This window comes from Microbacterium murale (assembly GCF_030815955.1).
GTDB classification, from domain to species: domain Bacteria; phylum Actinomycetota; class Actinomycetes; order Actinomycetales; family Microbacteriaceae; genus Microbacterium; species Microbacterium murale_A.
In genome coordinates this window covers 2154552-2171427 of record NZ_JAUSXK010000001.1, presented here as the reverse complement: position 1 = coordinate 2171427, position 16876 = coordinate 2154552, and the positions used below count along the sequence as shown (strand labels likewise).

The 16876-nt window shown below is 67.9% G+C and carries 14 protein-coding genes; 6 read left to right on the top strand and 8 right to left on the bottom strand.

Features of this window, described 5'->3' with window-relative positions:
* Positions 1 to 5 precede the first annotated feature (5 nt).
* Entirely contained in the window at positions 6 to 1010 is a 1005-nt protein-coding gene (locus QFZ46_RS10680; RefSeq protein WP_307364573.1) for a sugar phosphate isomerase/epimerase family protein, read from the top strand.
* Positions 1011 to 1060: 50 nt separating this feature from the next.
* Here the strand turns inward: QFZ46_RS10680 and QFZ46_RS10675 are convergent, their stop codons facing one another.
* Positions 1061 to 1591 (bottom strand): GNAT family N-acetyltransferase, encoded by a 531-nt coding sequence (locus QFZ46_RS10675; RefSeq protein ID WP_307361189.1) that lies wholly within the window; start codon positions 1589 to 1591, stop codon positions 1061 to 1063.
* Between the two features lie 49 nt (positions 1592 to 1640).
* Positions 1641 to 3068 carry a DHA2 family efflux MFS transporter permease subunit gene (locus QFZ46_RS10670; RefSeq protein WP_307364572.1) on the bottom strand — a complete coding sequence of 476 codons (1428 nt, stop codon included), beginning with the start codon at positions 3066 to 3068 and terminating at the stop codon, positions 1641 to 1643.
* 132 nt (positions 3069 to 3200) lie between these two features.
* On the opposite strand from QFZ46_RS10670, the gene QFZ46_RS10665 reads away from it, so the two are divergent.
* Both QFZ46_RS10665 and QFZ46_RS10660 read left to right on the top strand, forming a co-directional pair.
* Complete coding sequence (locus QFZ46_RS10665; protein ID WP_307361187.1) at positions 3201 to 4061, top strand: phosphoribosylaminoimidazolesuccinocarboxamide synthase; 861 nt, start codon at positions 3201 to 3203, stop codon at positions 4059 to 4061.
* 314 nt (positions 4062 to 4375) lie between these two features.
* On the top strand, positions 4376 to 5716 hold the full coding sequence (locus QFZ46_RS10660; RefSeq protein WP_307361185.1) for a uracil-xanthine permease family protein: 1341 nt from the start codon (positions 4376 to 4378) through the stop codon (positions 5714 to 5716).
* Between the two features lie 131 nt (positions 5717 to 5847).
* Here QFZ46_RS10660 and QFZ46_RS10655 read toward each other — a convergent pair whose 3' ends face one another.
* The 5 genes from QFZ46_RS10655 to QFZ46_RS10635 are packed head-to-tail and all read right to left on the bottom strand — an operon-like array spanning position 5848 to position 12034.
* On the bottom strand, positions 5848 to 7560 hold the full coding sequence (locus QFZ46_RS10655) for an acetyl/propionyl/methylcrotonyl-CoA carboxylase subunit alpha (protein ID WP_307361183.1): 1713 nt from the start codon (positions 7558 to 7560) through the stop codon (positions 5848 to 5850).
* On the bottom strand, positions 7557 to 9194 hold the full coding sequence (locus QFZ46_RS10650; RefSeq protein WP_307361181.1) for a 5-oxoprolinase subunit B/C family protein: 1638 nt from the start codon (positions 9192 to 9194) through the stop codon (positions 7557 to 7559). Before QFZ46_RS10650 ends, QFZ46_RS10655 begins: the two co-directional genes overlap by 4 nt.
* Positions 9194 to 9994, bottom strand: coding sequence for a putative hydro-lyase (locus tag QFZ46_RS10645; RefSeq protein WP_307361180.1), 801 nt, complete (start codon positions 9992 to 9994; stop codon positions 9194 to 9196). The genes QFZ46_RS10650 and QFZ46_RS10645 overlap by 1 nt, the downstream gene beginning before the upstream one ends.
* A gap of 1 nt (position 9995) precedes the next feature.
* Positions 9996 to 10760, bottom strand: a complete 765-nt coding sequence (locus QFZ46_RS10640; RefSeq protein WP_307364570.1) for a LamB/YcsF family protein — start codon at positions 10758 to 10760, stop codon at positions 9996 to 9998.
* 2 nt (positions 10761 to 10762) lie between these two features.
* A complete protein-coding gene (locus tag QFZ46_RS10635) occupies positions 10763 to 12034 on the bottom strand; it encodes an NRAMP family divalent metal transporter (RefSeq protein ID WP_307361178.1) in 1272 nt (423 codons plus the stop codon).
* 129 nt (positions 12035 to 12163) lie between these two features.
* On the opposite strand from QFZ46_RS10635, the gene QFZ46_RS10630 reads away from it, so the two are divergent.
* Together QFZ46_RS10630 and QFZ46_RS10625 are read left to right on the top strand one after the other, a co-directional pair.
* Positions 12164 to 12802, top strand: a complete 639-nt coding sequence (locus QFZ46_RS10630; RefSeq protein ID WP_307361176.1) for a GntR family transcriptional regulator — start codon at positions 12164 to 12166, stop codon at positions 12800 to 12802.
* A gap of 38 nt (positions 12803 to 12840) precedes the next feature.
* Positions 12841 to 13692 (top strand): VOC family protein, encoded by an 852-nt coding sequence (locus QFZ46_RS10625; protein WP_307361173.1) that lies wholly within the window; start codon positions 12841 to 12843, stop codon positions 13690 to 13692.
* 46 nt (positions 13693 to 13738) lie between these two features.
* Here the strand turns inward: QFZ46_RS10625 and QFZ46_RS10620 are convergent, their stop codons facing one another.
* A complete protein-coding gene (locus tag QFZ46_RS10620) occupies positions 13739 to 14773 on the bottom strand; it encodes an alpha/beta fold hydrolase (RefSeq protein ID WP_307361171.1) in 1035 nt (344 codons plus the stop codon).
* A 119-nt stretch (positions 14774 to 14892) separates the two neighbouring features.
* Between QFZ46_RS10620 and QFZ46_RS10615 the strand changes: the two genes are divergently transcribed.
* Positions 14893 to 16836 carry a TPM domain-containing protein gene (locus QFZ46_RS10615; protein ID WP_307361168.1) on the top strand — a complete coding sequence of 648 codons (1944 nt, stop codon included), beginning with the start codon at positions 14893 to 14895 and terminating at the stop codon, positions 16834 to 16836.
* Positions 16837 to 16876: the final 40 nt, after the last annotated feature.

Genomic DNA, 16876 nt, shown 5'->3' with positions numbered 1-16876 from the left:
CGATGATGTCACGACCTGTCACCCTGTTCACCGGCCAGTGGGCCGACCTGCCGTTCGAAGAGGTCGCGCGGCTCGCGGGCGAGTGGGGCTATGACGGCCTCGAGATCGCATGTTGGGGCGATCACCTCGACCCGTGGCGCTGGGATGACGACGCGTACATCCAGGACCGCCTGGAGGTCCTCGAGCACAACGGTCTGAAAGTCTGGACGATCTCGAACCACCTCAAGGGCCAGGTCGTATGCGACGACCCGATCGATCAGCGTCACCGCAACATCGTCTCCGATCATGTCTGGGGAGACGGCGACCCCGAGGGCGTGCGCCAGCGCGCTGCGGAGGAGATGAAGAACACTGCGCGCCTGGCCGCCAAGCTCGGCGTGAAGACGGTCACGGGGTTCACGGGGTCATCGATCTGGAAGTACGTCGCGATGTTCCCGCCGGCCACCGACGAGATGGTGGAGGCCGGATATCAGGACTTCGCCGACAGGTGGAACCCGATTCTCGATGTGTTCGACGAGGTCGGCGTGCGCTTCGCGCACGAAGTGCACCCGTCGGAGATCGCGTACGACTACTGGACCACCACGCGCGCCCTCGAGGCGATCGGACACCGTGAGGCGTTCGGGCTCAACTGGGACCCCTCGCACATGGTGTGGCAGGACATCGACCCGGTCGGATTCCTGTGGGACTTCCAGGATCGGATCTACCACGTGCACTGCAAGGACACGAAGAAGCGCCTGGGCAACGGTCGCAACGGTCGCCTGTCGTCGCACCTGCCGTGGGCCGACCCTCGGCGCGGCTGGGACTTCATCTCGACGGGTCACGGTGACGTGCCGTGGGAGGACGCGTTCCGCATGATGAACGCGATCGGCTACACGGGGCCGCTGTCGGTCGAGTGGGAGGACGCCGGGATGGACCGGCTCGTCGGCGCGCCGGAGGCTTTGGAGTTCGTGCGCAAGCTGTCGACGTACAAGCCGTCGGTTGCCGCGTTCGACAGTGCTTTCTCCGCGAAGTGAAGACGTTCCGGGCCCGCTGAGGACGGTCGCAGGCTGCTGGATCGCGCGGTCTAGAGCGTGATCCAGTAGCGGCGCAGCCGCGGGTGCCCCTCTTCCGACGCGTCGATGACGTCCTGCAACTCGCCACCGGCACCCTCGATCGTGCGGAACGAGCCGGGGTTGTCGTCGTCGCAGGTCAGCATGACGCGGTCGAGTCCTTGCTCCCGCGCGATGTCGAGCACGAGCCTCAACGCCTCCTTCGCTATTCCTTCACGACGGCGTGAGGATCGCACGGAATAGCCGATGTGCCCGCCGAACTGCCGCAGATGCTCGTTCAGTTCACGGCGCAGAGCGATGAACCCGGCGACCTCGCCCGAGTCCGTGATCCACAGGAAGTCGCACGGCACATGACCGTCGGGAAGTTCGGCGGCAGGATCGGCGTACCGCGCAGCCTTCGCGACGAAGGCCTCGCACGCGGCACGATCAGGCACCATACCGGCGTCGTATCCACCGCCGTCGACGTGCCCGCCCTCGAACTCCGCGACAGCGGCCGCCCAGGATTCGAAGAGCGCGGTCGTGGGGCGGGTGAGCTCGATCGTCATCGCAACAGAACATCACGGCCGCGGCCGTGCGCGCAAACTGACGCGCCCGCTACTTCTTGCGCGCCCCCAGGTGAGCAGGACGGCGCAGCACCAGCACGGCCGCGACTCCCAACAGGATGACGGCCGCAGGCAGCAGCATCGTCTGCGCCATCGCATCCGCGAAGTGACCGGCGACAGCATCGGGCATCGGGCCCCCACCGAATTCGCCGGTGGCATCCGATGCGCCAGGCAGGTTCGCCTCGAGTCGGTTCTGCATGAACGAAGCGATCGCTGCTGAGCCGAGCACCGAGCCGACCGTGCGCATCGTGTTGTAGATGCCGGAGCCGGCACCGGCCTGACGCGGCGGCAGGTCGCGGGTGGCCGTCGTGGCGAGCGGACCCCACATTCCCGCGTTGCCGAATCCGAGGATGGCCGAGGGGAGCAGCAGCCACCCGATCGGGATCTCGGTGTTCATCATCATGGCGAACAGGAACAGCGAGATCGACACCAGCAGCAGGCCGGGCACCAGCATGAGGCGCGGATCGATCCGGTCGAGCAGCCTGCCGGCGAACGGCGAGACGATGCCGGCGGCGAGAGCCATCGGAATCAGCAGCAGCGCGGACTCGGTCGGTGACAGACCGCGAGCGAGCTGCAGGAAGAACATCAGCGGCAATCCCTGAGCCGTCACAGTGAATCCGACGATGGCGATCGTGATGTTCGACCAGGCGAAATTGCGGTTGCGGAACAGCTCCAACGGTACGAGCGGCTCGTTCTTCGTCCGCGATTGGTACCAGAGGAACAGCACCAGCACGACGAAGCCGGTGATGATCAGGCTCAACACCGAGATCGGTCCCCAGATCACACCCCAGTCATACGCCTCTGCTTCCTGCAGACCGAAGACGATCAGGAACAGGGCGATCGCGCTGAGGAAGACACCGGGGACGTCGAACCGGTGCTTGTGCGTCTGCAGCTTCGGCACGAGGATGCACGCCAGGACGAACCCGACGACGCCGACCGGCAGGTTGATGAAGAAGATCCACTCCCAGCCGAGGCCATCGACGAGGAATCCGCCCGCGAGCGGGCCGACGAGCATCGCAACACCGGACGCTGCGCCCCACAGCCCCATCGCTGCGCCTCGACGCTCCGGCGGGAAGGTGCGGGTGATCACGGCCATCGTCTGCGGCGTGAGCAATGCCGCACCCAGCCCCTGCACCGCACGCGCCCAGATCAGGCCGTCCAGTGTCGTCGATAGACCGCACCACAGCGACGCGAGTGTGAACACCGCGAGGCCGATGAGGTAGATGTTCTTCGGGCCGAAGCGGTCGCCCAACCTGCCGGTGATCAGCAGTGGAACGGCGTACGCGAGCAGGTAGGCGCTCGTGACCCATACGACGCGGTCGAGATTGTTCGACGTCGAGTCGAGCGCCTCCTTGATGGCAGGGTTCGCGACGCCGACGATGGTCGTGTCGACGAGGATCATGAAGAACCCGATGACCATCGCCCACAGGGCGGGCCACGGGCTGCGCGGACGATGCCCGGTCGCGTAGGTGCCCGTCGATGGTCCGGAGGAGGGCGAAGAGTCAGTCACGCGGTAACGCTACACCCGGCCACCGACAGGGATAATGGGCGGATGAGCGATGCACTGAACATCCCCGGCTGGCGTCACCTCTACTCCGGCAAGGTCCGTGATCTCTATGCCTCGCAGGACCCCGCTGACACCCGCATCCTCGTCGTCGCGAGCGACAGGGTGAGCGCCTTCGACTTCGTGCTCTCCCCCGGCATCCCGGAGAAGGGTGCTCTGCTGACTACGCTCAGCCGCTGGTGGTTCGCGCAGCTCGACTTCCCGAATCACCTCGCCGAGGGGGAGATTCCGGATGCCGTCGCCGATCGCGCCATGCTCGCGCAGTCGCTGGAGATGCTGCCGATCGAGTGCGTCGTGCGCGGATACATCACCGGTACCGGCTGGGCCGAGTATCAGCAGAGCGGGACCGTGTGCGGCATCCCGCTGCCGTCCGGTCTGGAGAACGGCGACCGCCTTCCAGAGCCGTTGTTCACCCCGGCGTACAAGGCGCCGATGGGCGAGCACGACGAGAACATCACGTTCGATCGCGTCGCCGAGCTGGTGGGCGCGGAGCGCGCAGCCGAGCTGCGCGACGCCTCCATTGCGATCTACGCGAAGGCTGCGGCGATCGCCGAGCAGCGCGGGCTCATCCTCGCCGACACCAAGTTCGAGTTCGGAACGGATGCCGACGGCATCCTGCGCCTGGCCGACGAGGTTCTCACGAGCGACTCGTCGCGTTACTGGGATGCGGCGACGTGGGAATCCGGCACGACTCCGGCCGAGCGGATGGCGAGCTTCGACAAGCAGATCGTGCGCGACTGGCTCGCGTCGAACTGGGACAAGCAGGGCGAACCGCCCGTGCTGCCCGACGAGATCGTCGAGCGCACCGCAGACCGGTACCGCGAGCTCATCGAGCGCCTGACCGCGTAGGGATGGCCCGCGGGGAGCCGTGATCGGCCGCCCCGCCCGGCCTCGCCCCGCCCCGCCTCGCCACCCGCGCCACCCGGCGAGGACCCACCCGCCCGCGCCACCCGCCCGGCGAGGACCCACCCGCTCGCGCCGCGCCACACGCGCCCGACACTTCGGGGGCCGCTTGCACAGATGTCGGACTCGACCGCCCGAATGGTCCGACGCCTGTCGTTCCGGCCCCCAGACTGTCGCGTGCCACCCGCGTCGACGCGGCGGCCGTTCGCAACTCGATAGTGTTTCTCCAGCATCCCCCACCCGATTACCGAGGAGCCCCCATGCCCGTGTGGAAGATCCATGGCAACGGTCACACCGTCGCCCCCGGTGAGGTCGTCCGACCCGAAGAGCGGCTGAACTGGCCCGCCACCTTCGCGATAGGCGCACAGCACGTCATCGCGATGTTCGGCGCGACCTTCCTGGTGCCGATCATCACCGGATTCCCCGTCTCGACGACCCTGCTGTTCTCGGGCCTCGGCACCCTGCTCTTCCTGCTGCTCACGCGCAATCGCCTGCCCAGTTATCTGGGTTCGTCATTCGCGTTCCTCGCGCCGATCACCGCGCTCAACGGCGGCAACGCCCTCGAGACGCCGGAGCAGATCGCCCAGGCGCTGGTCGGCGTGCTCGTGGTCGGCCTGCTGCTGGCCGGCATCGGATTTCTCGTGCAGGCGGTCGGCAGCGGCTGGATCGACAAGCTCATGCCGCCGGTCGTCGCCGGCTCCATCGTCGCTCTGATCGGCTTCAACCTGGCCCCGGCCGCCTGGAACAACTTCACGCTGCAGCCCGAACTCGCATCCGTCACACTCATCGCCGTCGTGCTGTTCAGCGTGCTTTTCCGCGGGTTCCTCGGCCGCATCTCGATCTTCCTCGGTGTGATCGTCGGCTACATCGTCGCCGCCTTCACCGGTCAGGTCGACTTCGCACCGATCGCGGATGCCGCGTGGATCGGCCTGCCCGAGTTCCACCTCGCTGCGGTGACGGACCCCGGCGCATGGACCATCGTGCCGATGTTCCTGCCCGTCGTACTGGTGCTCATCGCCGAGAACGTCGGGCACGTGCGCGGCGTCGCGACCATGACGAACGACCCGTCCATCAACAAGCACACCGGACGCGCCTTGGTCGCCGATGGCCTCGCCACCACGCTCGCCGGTGGCTTCGGCGGCTCGGCCACCACCACGTACGGCGAGAACATCGGCGTGATGGCTGCGACCCGGGTCTACTCCACGGCCGCGTACTGGGTGGCCGGCTTCGCCGCGATCCTGCTGGCCTTCTCGCCGAAGATCGGCGTGATCTTCAACACGATCCCGCCCGGAGTCCTCGGCGGAGTGACCACCGCCCTCTACGGCCTCATCGGCGTCATCGGCATCAAGATCTGGGTCGACAACCGCGTGGACTTCTCCCGCCCGGTCAACCAGTACACCGTCGCGATCTCTTTCGTCATCGCTGTCGGCGGCTTCGCGATGCAGTGGGGTGCCTTCCAGCTCGGTGCGATCGTGATCGGCACGGTCGCGGCCCTGCTGGTGTACCACGTCGGCAACGCGATCGCCCGAGCCCGCAAGACCGGCGCGGATGACGGCGGCCCCATCCCCGCCGTCGGCCCACTGGGCGGCGACCCGGAGTAGGCCGCCCACCCTCACCGGGCTGCTCACCCGAACGGGAGGAGTTCACACGATCCGGAGGACGAGATCCGGCGCGTGGATCCTCCCGTTCGTGCGTTCTCCTCCGCATCCGTGTGGCGGAGGGATGCCGCGGCTCAGCCGATGCGGCCGATCACGGCATCCGCGGCCACTGCTGCGCCCGCTTCGGCACCGTGCACGAGTGCGCCGGCGCGGTGCGCGGTGACCTGCGTCTCCATCTTCATCGCGTCGAGTACTGCGACGGCATCCCCCGCCGCGACTGAAGCGCCGTCGTCCACGAGCCATCGCACCAGCGTGCCGGGGGCCGGTGCGCGCAGTTCAGCCGGATCGGCGGATGCCGGAGCATCCGCCTGCACGGTCGAAGAACCGAGCCCCCGCAGAAGTGCGGCCGGAACCCCGAGCATCACGCGCCGCCCGTCGATCTCGACCGGGAAGCGCTGCAGCGCGGCGTCCTCGACGGGAGCCGGTCGCAGTTGCGGCTCCAGGCGCGGCAGCAGTGTGCTCTCGATCCACTGCGTGTGCACGGCGAACGTCGAGGTCTGGAACTCCGGCTCGTCCACCGCGAGCCGATCGAACGGGATCACGGTCGCCGGTCCTTCGACCGACAGCTCGCGCAGCGCACGGCGCGCGCGGATCAGTGCAGCATCCCGCGAGTCAGCGTGCACGATGAGCTTCGCGATCATCGAGTCGAACGCGGGCTGCACGGCATCTCCTGCTTCGATCCCGCTGTCCCATCGCACGCCCGGGCCACCGGGAATCCGCAACGACTCGACGAGCCCGGGGCTGGGCAGGAAGCCGCGCCCCGGGTCCTCGGCATTGATCCGGAACTCGAACGCATGCCCGGCGGGCTCAGGTGTGTCGCGGAACGACAGCCCGTCACCGAAGGCGATCCGGAACTGCTCCCGCACCAGGTCGACCCCGGTGACCTCTTCGGTGACCGGATGCTCGACCTGCAGCCGCGTGTTCACCTCGAGGAACGAGATGGTTCCGTCGGCCGCCAGCAGGAACTCGACCGTTCCGGCGCCACGGTAGGACACCTCGGCGCAGATCCGGCGCGCAGCGTCATGGATCTCGGAACGCTGCTCGACGGTCAGACCGGGAGCCGGAGCCTCTTCGATCAGCTTCTGGTTCCGGCGCTGCATCGAGCAGTCGCGGTCACCGACGACCACGATCTCACCCTGACCGTCGCCGAGCACCTGCACCTCGATGTGGCGCGGACTCTCGAGGAACCGCTCCACGAAGCACTCACCACGACCGAAGGCCACGATCGCCTCGCGGGTGGCGGCGTCGAACGCCTCCGCCACCTCGGAGAGCTCGCGGACGACCTTCAGCCCTCGGCCGCCGCCGCCGAACGCGGCCTTGATCGCGATGGGCAGCCCATGCTCCTCGGCGAACGCGACGGCTTCGGCCGGCCCTTCGAGTGGCTGATCGGTGCCGGCCGCAAGGGGCGCATTCACCCTCTGCGCGATCCGGCGTGCGGTCATCTTGTCACCGAGCGCGTCGATGCTGTCCGGTGCCGGGCCGATCCAGACGAGACCGGCGCCCTCGACAGCACGTGCGAAGTCCGCGCTCTCGGAGAGGAACCCGTATCCGGGGTGCACGGCATCCGCTCCGCTGTCGGCGGCAGCGCGCAGCAATGCGGCGATCGAGAGGTACGTGTCGGCGGCAGTCGAGCCGTCCAGTCCCACCGCCTCATCGGCCAGACGCACGTGCAGCGCGTCGGCATCCTGATCGGCGTACACGGCGACCGAACCGTACCCGGCTTCTGCGCACGCGCGGATCACGCGCACCGCGATCTCGCCGCGGTTGGCGATCAGCACCTTCTTCATGACAGTCCTTCTTCGATGCGGGCGATACGGAAACGGATGCGTGCTCCTGGCGGCAGCTGTGCGGCGAGATCCAGGCAGCGATCGGTGAGCGCGCCGATGATCGGGTAGCCGCCGGTGAGCGGATGATCTGGCAGGAACAGCACGGGCTGTCCGTCCGGCGGCACCTGGATCGCGCCGGTGACAGCGCCTTCGCTGGGCAGCTCGCCCTGGGTCGTGCGCTCGAGCGGCACATCGCCCTGCAGACGGATACCGACCCGATCGGAGCGCGGCGTCACCACCCACTCCTGCGCCGTCAGCGTCTCAAGAGCGGATGCCGAGAACCAGTCGTCGCGCGGGCCGAGAGTGATGTCGAGGTCGACGAGGTCGCTGGATGCCGGCAGGTCGCGCAGGGGCGCCACGGGTTCGACCGAGTGCGGTGCGGCGTCGCCGACCTCGACGATCGCACCCACGACGAGCGGGTCTGGCCCGAGACCCGCGAGCGTGTCGCTGGAACGGCTGCCCAGAGCGGATGCAGCGGCGAGCCCACCGCGTATCCCGATCACGTATCGCAGCCCACGTGTCGGGTGGCCGAGACTGAGCTCGTCGCCGTCGGCCGTGGCGAACGGGGTGCCGTGCGCGATGCTGCGGGTGATGCCCGGAGCATCCGTCAGGGTGAGCTCCCCGATAGCGCCGGCGACGGCCGCGACGCCCTCGCCGTGGAACCTCAGCACCGCTCCGCCCACGCTCTCGAGCACGGCGGCATCCGGCTCATTGCCCACCGCGCGATTGGCGTCGCGCAGCGCGCGACGGTCGGCGGCTCCGGATGCCGAAACTCCGAGGGCGGCATGCCCCGGCCGGCCGGCATCCTGCACCAGCAGCTGCATCGACGTCCGGACGATCTCGACGCTGCCGCGTGCTGGAGAACCCGGACGACCTGGCGTGTCCTCGGCGTGGCGAGCGGCAACACTCCGGCGACTCGCCAGTTCGTCTCTGTTTTCCCGTGGTGGAGAGGCCGGAAGTGGTGGAGAGGCCGGAAGCGGCAACGTCTGTCGTGCAGCACGCTCGAACCGCACCAACGCCCCTGGCGACAGCAGCGCCGGAGGGTCGCGGTCGATGTCCCACATCACGGCATCCGTGTGTCCGATCAGCTGCCAGCCGCCAGGGCTCTCCCGCGGGTACACCCCGGTGAACTGTCCGGCGAGCGCGACCGATCCGGCCGGCACGCGAGTGCGCGGCGATGACCTGCGCGGTACGTCGAACAGCGGATCCCCGCTCACCACGTATCCGAAGCCCGGAGCGAACCCCGAGAACGCGACCTGCCAGTCGGCGGCGAGATGCCGGTTCACGAGCTCCTCCGCCGAGACACCGAGCAGCCCGGCGGCTTCAGAGAGATCCTCACCGTCGTAGTGCACTGGCACCGTGATCTCGCGGGTATGCGGCACGTGCTCGGCGTCGACCTCGGTCGCCTGGAGCACTGCGGCCAGCGCGGCGGCCGACGTCTGCAGTGGATCGAATCGCACGAGCACCGTACGGGCCCCGGGGATGCGCTCGACGATGCCGGGCACTCCATCCCATGCGAGGTTCAGCCGCATGGCTTCGTCGAGGTCGGCCGCCTCGACGAGCAGGGTGCGATCGGATGCAGTGAGGATGCGCATCAGACGATGTACTCCGCGTCCGGCACGTCGGTGATGAACATGTAGCCGGGCGCATGCGTGACCGCGAACGGTGGCTTCGACGCCATGATCGCCGCCTGCGGGGTGACGCCGCAGGCCCAGAACACCGGGATCTCCCCCTCGCGCATCTCCGGCGCATCGCCGAAATCGGGCCGGCTCAGGTCGGCGACGCCGAGTGACGCGGGGTCGCCGATGTGCACAGGTGCTCCATGCACAGCAGGAGTCCGCCCCGAGATCTGCACGGCATCCGCCACCCGTCCGGCGGGAATCGGCCGCATCGACACGACCATCTCGCCGCGCAGGCGCCCGGCCGGCGTGCAGTCGATGTTCGTGCGGTACATCGGCACGTTGCGGCCGAGTTCCTGGTGCCGGATCGGGATGCCGGCATCCACGAGCCCTGTCTCGAATGTGAAGCTGCATCCGATCAGGAAGGCGACCAGGTCCGGATGCTCCTCCCACGCAGCCGTCGCATCGGTCGTTTCGGAGGTGAGTTCGCCGTCGCGCCAGATCCGGTACCGGCCGATGTCGGTGCGGATGTCGCTGCCGGGCGCCAGCACGGATTCCACCTGTCCCGGCTCGATGACCTCGAGCACCGGGCACGGCTTCGGATTGCGCTGCGCGTAGAGCAGTGTCTCGAACGCCCAGTCCGCCGGCACAGCGATGAGGTTCGCCTGCGTGAGCCCCGCTGCGATACCGCTCGTCGGCGTCGCGTGTCCCGCACGGTACGCCTCACGCGCCGCCCTGGCGGCGGTGACCTGGACCGAAGTCGCGAGCACGACCATCTCAGACCCCGGCGAACGGTGCGATCGTGACGCCTGCTGCCTGCAGCATCCGCCTCGTCTCCGCCGCCATCGCGATGGAACCCGGGCTGTCGCCGTGCACGCAGATCGACTGCGCCTCGACGCGCACGTCGGAGCCGTCGATCGCCCGGATCACACCGTCGGAGGCGAGCCGCACCATGCGCTCGGCGACCGTGGCGGGGTCGTGCAGCACGGCACCGTCCTGGGTGCGCGAGACGAGCTGTCCGTCGGGCTGATACGCACGATCGGCGAAGGCCTCTGCGGCTACCGCGAGCCCCGCGCGCGACGCGACATCCAGCACGACACCACCGGCGAGGCCGAGCAGCACGAGGCTGGGATCGATCGCCTTGATGGCCGCCACCACGTCCGCTGCCTGCCGCTCATCGCGGGCGATCGTGTTGTACAGCGCCCCGTGCGGTTTCACGTACGAGACCCTGCCACCCACGGACGAGGCGAGGCCTATGAGGGCGCCGAGCTGGTACTCGACATGCGCCTGCAGCGTCGGAGAGTCGATCTCGACGTTCGTGCGGCCGAAGTTCTCGTAGTCGCGGTAACCGGGGTGCGCGCCGATCACGACCCCACCGCGCACCGCGGCCGCCAAGGTGTCGCGGATGCCCTCAGGACTACCGGCGTGGAACCCGCAGGACACGTTGGCACTGGTGACGATCTCGAGCATCGCGACATCGTCGCTGACGATGCGGTCCGGGACGTTCTCGCCGAGGTCGGAGTTCAGGTCGATAGTGGGCATTGTCACGCTCCGGTTCCGAGGAAGGCGAAGATGGGGCCGACTGAGACGATGCCCATGTACCAGGTGAGCAGCGTCACCAGAGTGCCGGCGATGAGCAGTACCAGCGGGTACTTCTTCGTGCCGAGCAGGTCGCGGCGGAACCATCCGATGTACATGAACACCGTAAGTCCGATCGGCAGGATGAGTCCGTTGAAGCCGCCGACGAACACCAGGATCGCTGCGGGCGCAGTACCGATCGACAGGTAGACGATCAGCGAGACGACGATGAACGCCACCGTGGCGATCTGAAGCGACCAGCCGCCGAGGAAGCGCTTGTGGAACGACGACAGGAACGTCGCCGAGGTGTATGCGGCGCCGATCACCGAGCTGAGGGCCGCGGCCCAGAAGATCGCGCCGAAGATGCGCAGACCGGCGTCGCCCAGCACGGATCCGAAGGCCTGACCCGCCGGGTTGGCAGCCTGGCTGGACAGGTCGAGCGCGACACCGGATGCGACGACGCCGAGGATCGCGAGGAACAGCACGTAGCGCATGATGCCGGTGATCAGGATGCCGTTGGCCGCTGCCCGCATGACCGGGCCCGCGTACTGCGGACCGGTCTGACCGGAGTCGAGATAGCGATGTGCGCCGGAGTAGGTGATGTAGCCGCCGACGGTGCCGCCGACGATCGTGGTGATGGTGGCGAAGTTCAGCTCATCCGGCACGAACGTCTGGCGCAATGCCTCGCCGATCGGCGGCTGGGCGACGATCGCGACGACGACCGTCATCACGATCATGCCGATGCCGAGGACGACCAGGACGATGTCCATCACCTTGCCGGCCTTCTTGATGAGGAAGATCACGATCGCCAGCGCCGCGGTGAGCAGGCCGCCGATCTTGGGATCGACGCCCAGCAGTGCGTTCAAGCCCAGGCCACCGCCGGCGATGTTGCCGATGTTGAAGGCGAGGCCGCCGATCACCACGAGGATCGCGATCACGTGGCCCGAGAACGGGATGGCCGAGTTCGCGAGTTCGCCGGCGCGCTTGCCTGAGGAGGTGATCATGCGCCAGACGTTGAGCTGGACGGCGATGTCGATCAGCACCGACACGAGGATGGCGAACGCGAACGCGGCCCCCATCGATGCGGTGAATGTCGCGGTCTGCGTGATGAAGCCGGGGCCGATGGCGGATGTGGCCATCAGGAAGATCGCACCGATGACCGCGCTGCGGCCGACGCGCTTCTTCACTGCGGCGAGCTTGGCGTCGGTCTGGTCGTCAGTCTGGGACTGCTCGGACATGGCGGGGGTTCCCATCGTCTTTGGCGGGTGTCGGATGACACCCGAGTGTAGAACGGATTAGGTCCGATTGTTCAACAATTATGTTTCCGGGATGCTACGCGGGAGGACTCGCCCGCTTAACATGAAGGCGTGAACCATCAAGGAGCGCTGGCCGATGTGCTGCGGCAGAGCATCATCGACGGCGACTTCGCGCCAGGGGCCCGCCTCTCGGAGGCAGCGCTGGCAGAACGGTTCGAGGTCTCCCGCAACACCCTGCGGGAGGCGTTCCGCGTGCTGGCAGAGCAGGGGCTCATCGAGCACATCCCGCACCGCGGCGTCTCGGTAGCGGCGCCCTCGATAGCCGATGTCATCGACATCTACCGTGCGCGCCGCGTGATCGAGTGCTCTGCGCTGCGCCAGTCGGAGCCGGAACATCCGGCGGTGCAACTGATGCGATCCGCTCTCGCCGAGGCCGAGCAGCATCTGCCGAACGAGGAATGGCACCGGGTCGGCAGCGCGAACATGGCCTTCCATGATGCGATCGTCTCCCTCGCCGACAGCCCCCGACTCGCCCGCACTTATCGTGACGTCGCGGCAGAGCTTCGTCTGGTGTTCCTGGAGATCGACGACCCCCGCGCACTGCACGAACCGTTCGTGCGCAAGAACCGCATCGTCCTCAAGACCCTTCTCGAAGACGGCCCGCATGCTGCGGCCGATGCGCTGGAGAGCTATCTCATCTCGTCCGAGCGCACCGTTCTCGGCGCGTTCGCCCGCATGGGGCGCGGGTAGACCGGAATACCTTCTGGTCGCGGCAGGTTCATATGTGTATGAATGAAAAGCTTGCCGCGGCGACATCGATGGGTGCCGTCACCCTGTTCGTCGCCGACCTCGATGCGATGACGGCGTTCTACCGCGATGTCGTCACGCTCGAGGTGCAGGATGCTGCCGGTGACACCGTGACGCTCGGGCGCGCCCGCACTCCGCTGGTCGTGCTCCATCACGATCCGTCGTTGAGCCATGCCGCCGCCGGCTCCGCCGGGCTCTTCCACACGGCGATCGTGTTCGAGTCGCAGGCGGCGCTCGCCGGCGCCCTGTTCTCGGTCGCGCAACGCGCGCCCCAGACGTTCACGGGCAGCGCCGACCACCTGGTCAGCCAGGCGTTCTATCTCACCGACCCCGAGGGCAACGGCATCGAGCTGTACTGGGACCGCGACCGCAGTGAATGGTCGTGGACGCACGGCCAGATCGAGATGGCCACGCTCTATCTCGATCCGAACGCGTTCCTCCGCAAGCATCTCGTCGAGGGCGCGACGAACACCGCCGCCGCGCGGATCGGGCACGTGCACCTCTCTGTCGGCGACGTCGCTACCGCCCGCGAGTTCTACGTGAATCGCCTGGGCTTCGACAGCACTGCATCCCTCGGTGAGCAGGCGCTGTTCGTCAGCGCGGGCGGATACCACCACCACATGGCCATGAACGTCTGGAACTCGCGCGGCGCCGGCCCGCGGATGCCGGCACTCGGGCTCGGGCAGGTCGATCTCGCCCTGCCGAACGCGGACGCGCTGGGTGAACTCGGCGAGCGCCTTGCGCACTACGGCACCGAGGTGCGCGACGACGGCCGCACTCTGATGTTCCAGGATCCGTGGAACAACACGCTGAAGGCAGAGCTCGCCGCCTGAGGACCGTGGCGCGACAGCGACAGCTACCGGCGCGCGTTGAGCACGTTCAGTTCACCCCGCCCCGCGCGGATGCGGTCGCTGCGGCGTGCGGCAACGCCAGGTTCACCAGGCTCACCACGAACTTCCCGGGCTCCTCGTGCATGCACAGGTGTGCCGAGTTCTCGAACCAGACGACGTCCTTCGATGGCGCAGTCACCCGTTCGATCCAACGCTCGACAGGAGCCGTCGGAGTCGTCCAGTCGTGGCGGCCGAGAAACTGCACCATGGGCACATCGAACGCGACCTGATCCCGCGCATCGAAGCCGAGCAGTGCGGGGAGCGCCTTCGGCATCGTCGCCTGCTGTCCGACACCGATGAGCTCCAGATCATCATCCGTGTAGTACGGCGACAGCTCTGTCGCATCCGTGAAGTAGGCGAACTCGGATCGAAACGCGGACAGGCCCCCGTAGTGTTGCGCCCACTTCCGGCAGGTCACGATCCGTTCGATCGTCAAGGGTTGCGCGCCGGGGTACTCGCCGAGCGCTCGAAGCTCCGCGAGGGCTTCGTCGTTCTGATCCGCGGTCGCGCTGCGCACGGCGTGTCCGAAGCTCTCCACTTCGTTCTCGGGACCGGAGATCACCTGGCCGACACCGATGTAGCACCAGAGCAGGTCGGGTCGTCTCTGCGCCAACGTGACTCCGAGGATCGTTCCCCAGCTGTGGCCGAGTACACCCACTTTCCTCACGCCGAGCTCGCCCTGGAGCCAGGCGATCAGCTCCACGAGATCTTCGACGTACCGGTCGACGCTCAGGTCCGTCTCGTCGTTCACGCGTGCCGCAGACTTACCACTCGCACGCTGGTCGTAGTTGACGACTGTGAAGTAGTCCTCGACTCCTCGCTGCCAGATCCACGACGACGGCAGTGAAGGAAGCGCCGGGCCGCCGTGGCAGACGATCAGCACCGGGTTGGTGGAGTCTCGACCGCGGATCGAGACGAATTGCTCGACTCCACCCAGCTCGACGAACGTCGTGCGATCGATCGCTTCAGGATTGGGGATGCGGCACAGATCCGCGATCAATGCTCGGCCGACTTCGTCGCTCATGTCGGTCAGTCTAGAAGGACGGTCGCTCGCACCGCTGCCGAGCCGGCCGCACTCGAATACCCCTTCGCGACCGGCGTGTCATGATGGGCCGGAACCACATTCCACCGCTGGGGGACACCATGACGAATCGGGTACGACGTGCGATGACAGCGGGATCGGCGCTGTTGCTCAGCGCCCTCGTCCTCACTCCTGCCATCGCCGCCAACGCCGAGACTCCGCCGAGACTCGACCCGGGGTATGTCAGCGACCTTTCCGGTGTGCTCGACGACGCAGACGAGGCACGTCTCGAGGAACGTCTCGGGGAGCTCGCGTCCGACGAGCGCCTCCCCGAGCTCTACGTGGTGCTGGTACCCGACTTCGAGAGCCCCTCCAACGCGCTCGCCTGGGCCGACGACACCGCCCAGCGCAACAATCTCGCACCCGACCAGTACCTTCTCGCGATCGCCACGGACGGCCGCAGTCTCGCCATATCGGCCGAGTACGGCGGCGAGGGCGTCTCAGCCGGCCCCCTCTCCGAATCCCGGGTGCTCGACATCGAGAACGGGCTGGGCGGAGGCTACCTCGCGGACGACGACTGGGCCGGCGGGATCGAGTACGTCGCCGACGAATTCTCGAAGGTCCCGACGCCGTGGTGGGTGTGGCTGCTGGGGGCAGCCGGACTCATCCTGGTCATCTTCCTCATCACACGGCTCGTGCTCTTCCTGCGCCGCCGTGCGAGTCTGGCCGCCGAGCTGCGAACGCTTGAAGGACAGAAGAAGCGCGCCGCCCGTCAACTGGTCCAGACCGATGAGGCGGTGCGCACCAGCGAGCAGGAGCTCGGATTCGTGACCGCGGAGTTCGGCGAGGAGACCACCTCCGAGTACGCCGACGTCCTGGACGCGTGCCGATCCCGTCTGCAGGAAGCGTTCCAGCTTCTCGAGAAGCTGGAGGACGCCGACGAGGACTCCACGCAGGAAACCCGGTCCTGGACCGACACGATCATCCGGCTGTGCGCGCAGGTCGACGGCGATCTCGAAGGGCGCAAGCGTGAGATGGCCTCCCTTCGGGCCCTGGCCGACGGAGCGGCGGACACCCTGACCCGGCTGAAGTCGGAACGCGCGGACGCTGCAGCTTTCCAGAACGAGGCGGCAGTTCGTCTCACCTCCCTCGCTGCCGCATTCCCGCCGGCGGATCTCGTCGGTGTAGCGGACAACGCCGACGAGATCGGCCGTCGGCTGGCCGCCGCAGACGGCCAGCTCGACGCACTGCAGAAGGCGGTTCACGCGCGCAAACCGCGGGCGATCACCCAGGCCGTGCACGAGATCGAGCGACTGCTCGCAGAGGCGAGGGACCTCCGCGACGCCGTCGGCGCCCAGGCGGACGCGCTCGCTGCGCGGTCTGTGCCACCCGCCGAAGCTGCGGGCTCGATCATCGACCGGGCGAAGGCAGCCGTGCACGCGGCGGAGATGTCGGTGCAAGCGCGGCCTGGTGAGGTGACGTCGTTCCCGTTGATGCGGTTGCAGCTGGCCCAGCGGCAGCTCGCCGAGTCCGTGGCTGCCGCCGGCACGGATGACGCGGAGCGGCTGGCGGCATCCGCCCTGTCCGCCGCCGAGCAGGTGCAGAGCCTCGTCGGCTCATCGACGGCACCCGAGAGCCGCCGGTTCGCCCGATCCGCGCAGCCGTCCGAGAGCGGTCCTGTCATGTACGACTCACCTGCCTCTCGCGCGACCGAGCGCTCCGAATGGCAGCGCCCGCGCGTATACGAAGAGGACGACGGCACAGCAGGGAAGGCCGTGTGGGGCGGGGTCTGCGGTGGCGCCCTCGGATTCTTCGGCAGTATGAGCGTCGCCGCGGAGCAGCCGGGGCTCATCCTGCTGTTCGTCCTCGGCGGGGCGGTGATCGGCGCGCTCTCCGGTGCCTTCGGCGGTAGCGGAGGCGGCAGCAGCAGCTCTTCCGGTTGGGGCGGATCTTCGCGGAGCAGTTCGTCGCGGAGCAGCTCTTCGCGCTCATCGAGCAGCCGGTCCTTCGGCGGCTCCTCCGGTGGCAGCAGGTCGTCGGGTCGTTCCGGTGGCCGCCGGTTCTGAGCGGCGGCGGGGGTCCCCGCTCGCTTGATAGAAGCTGGGG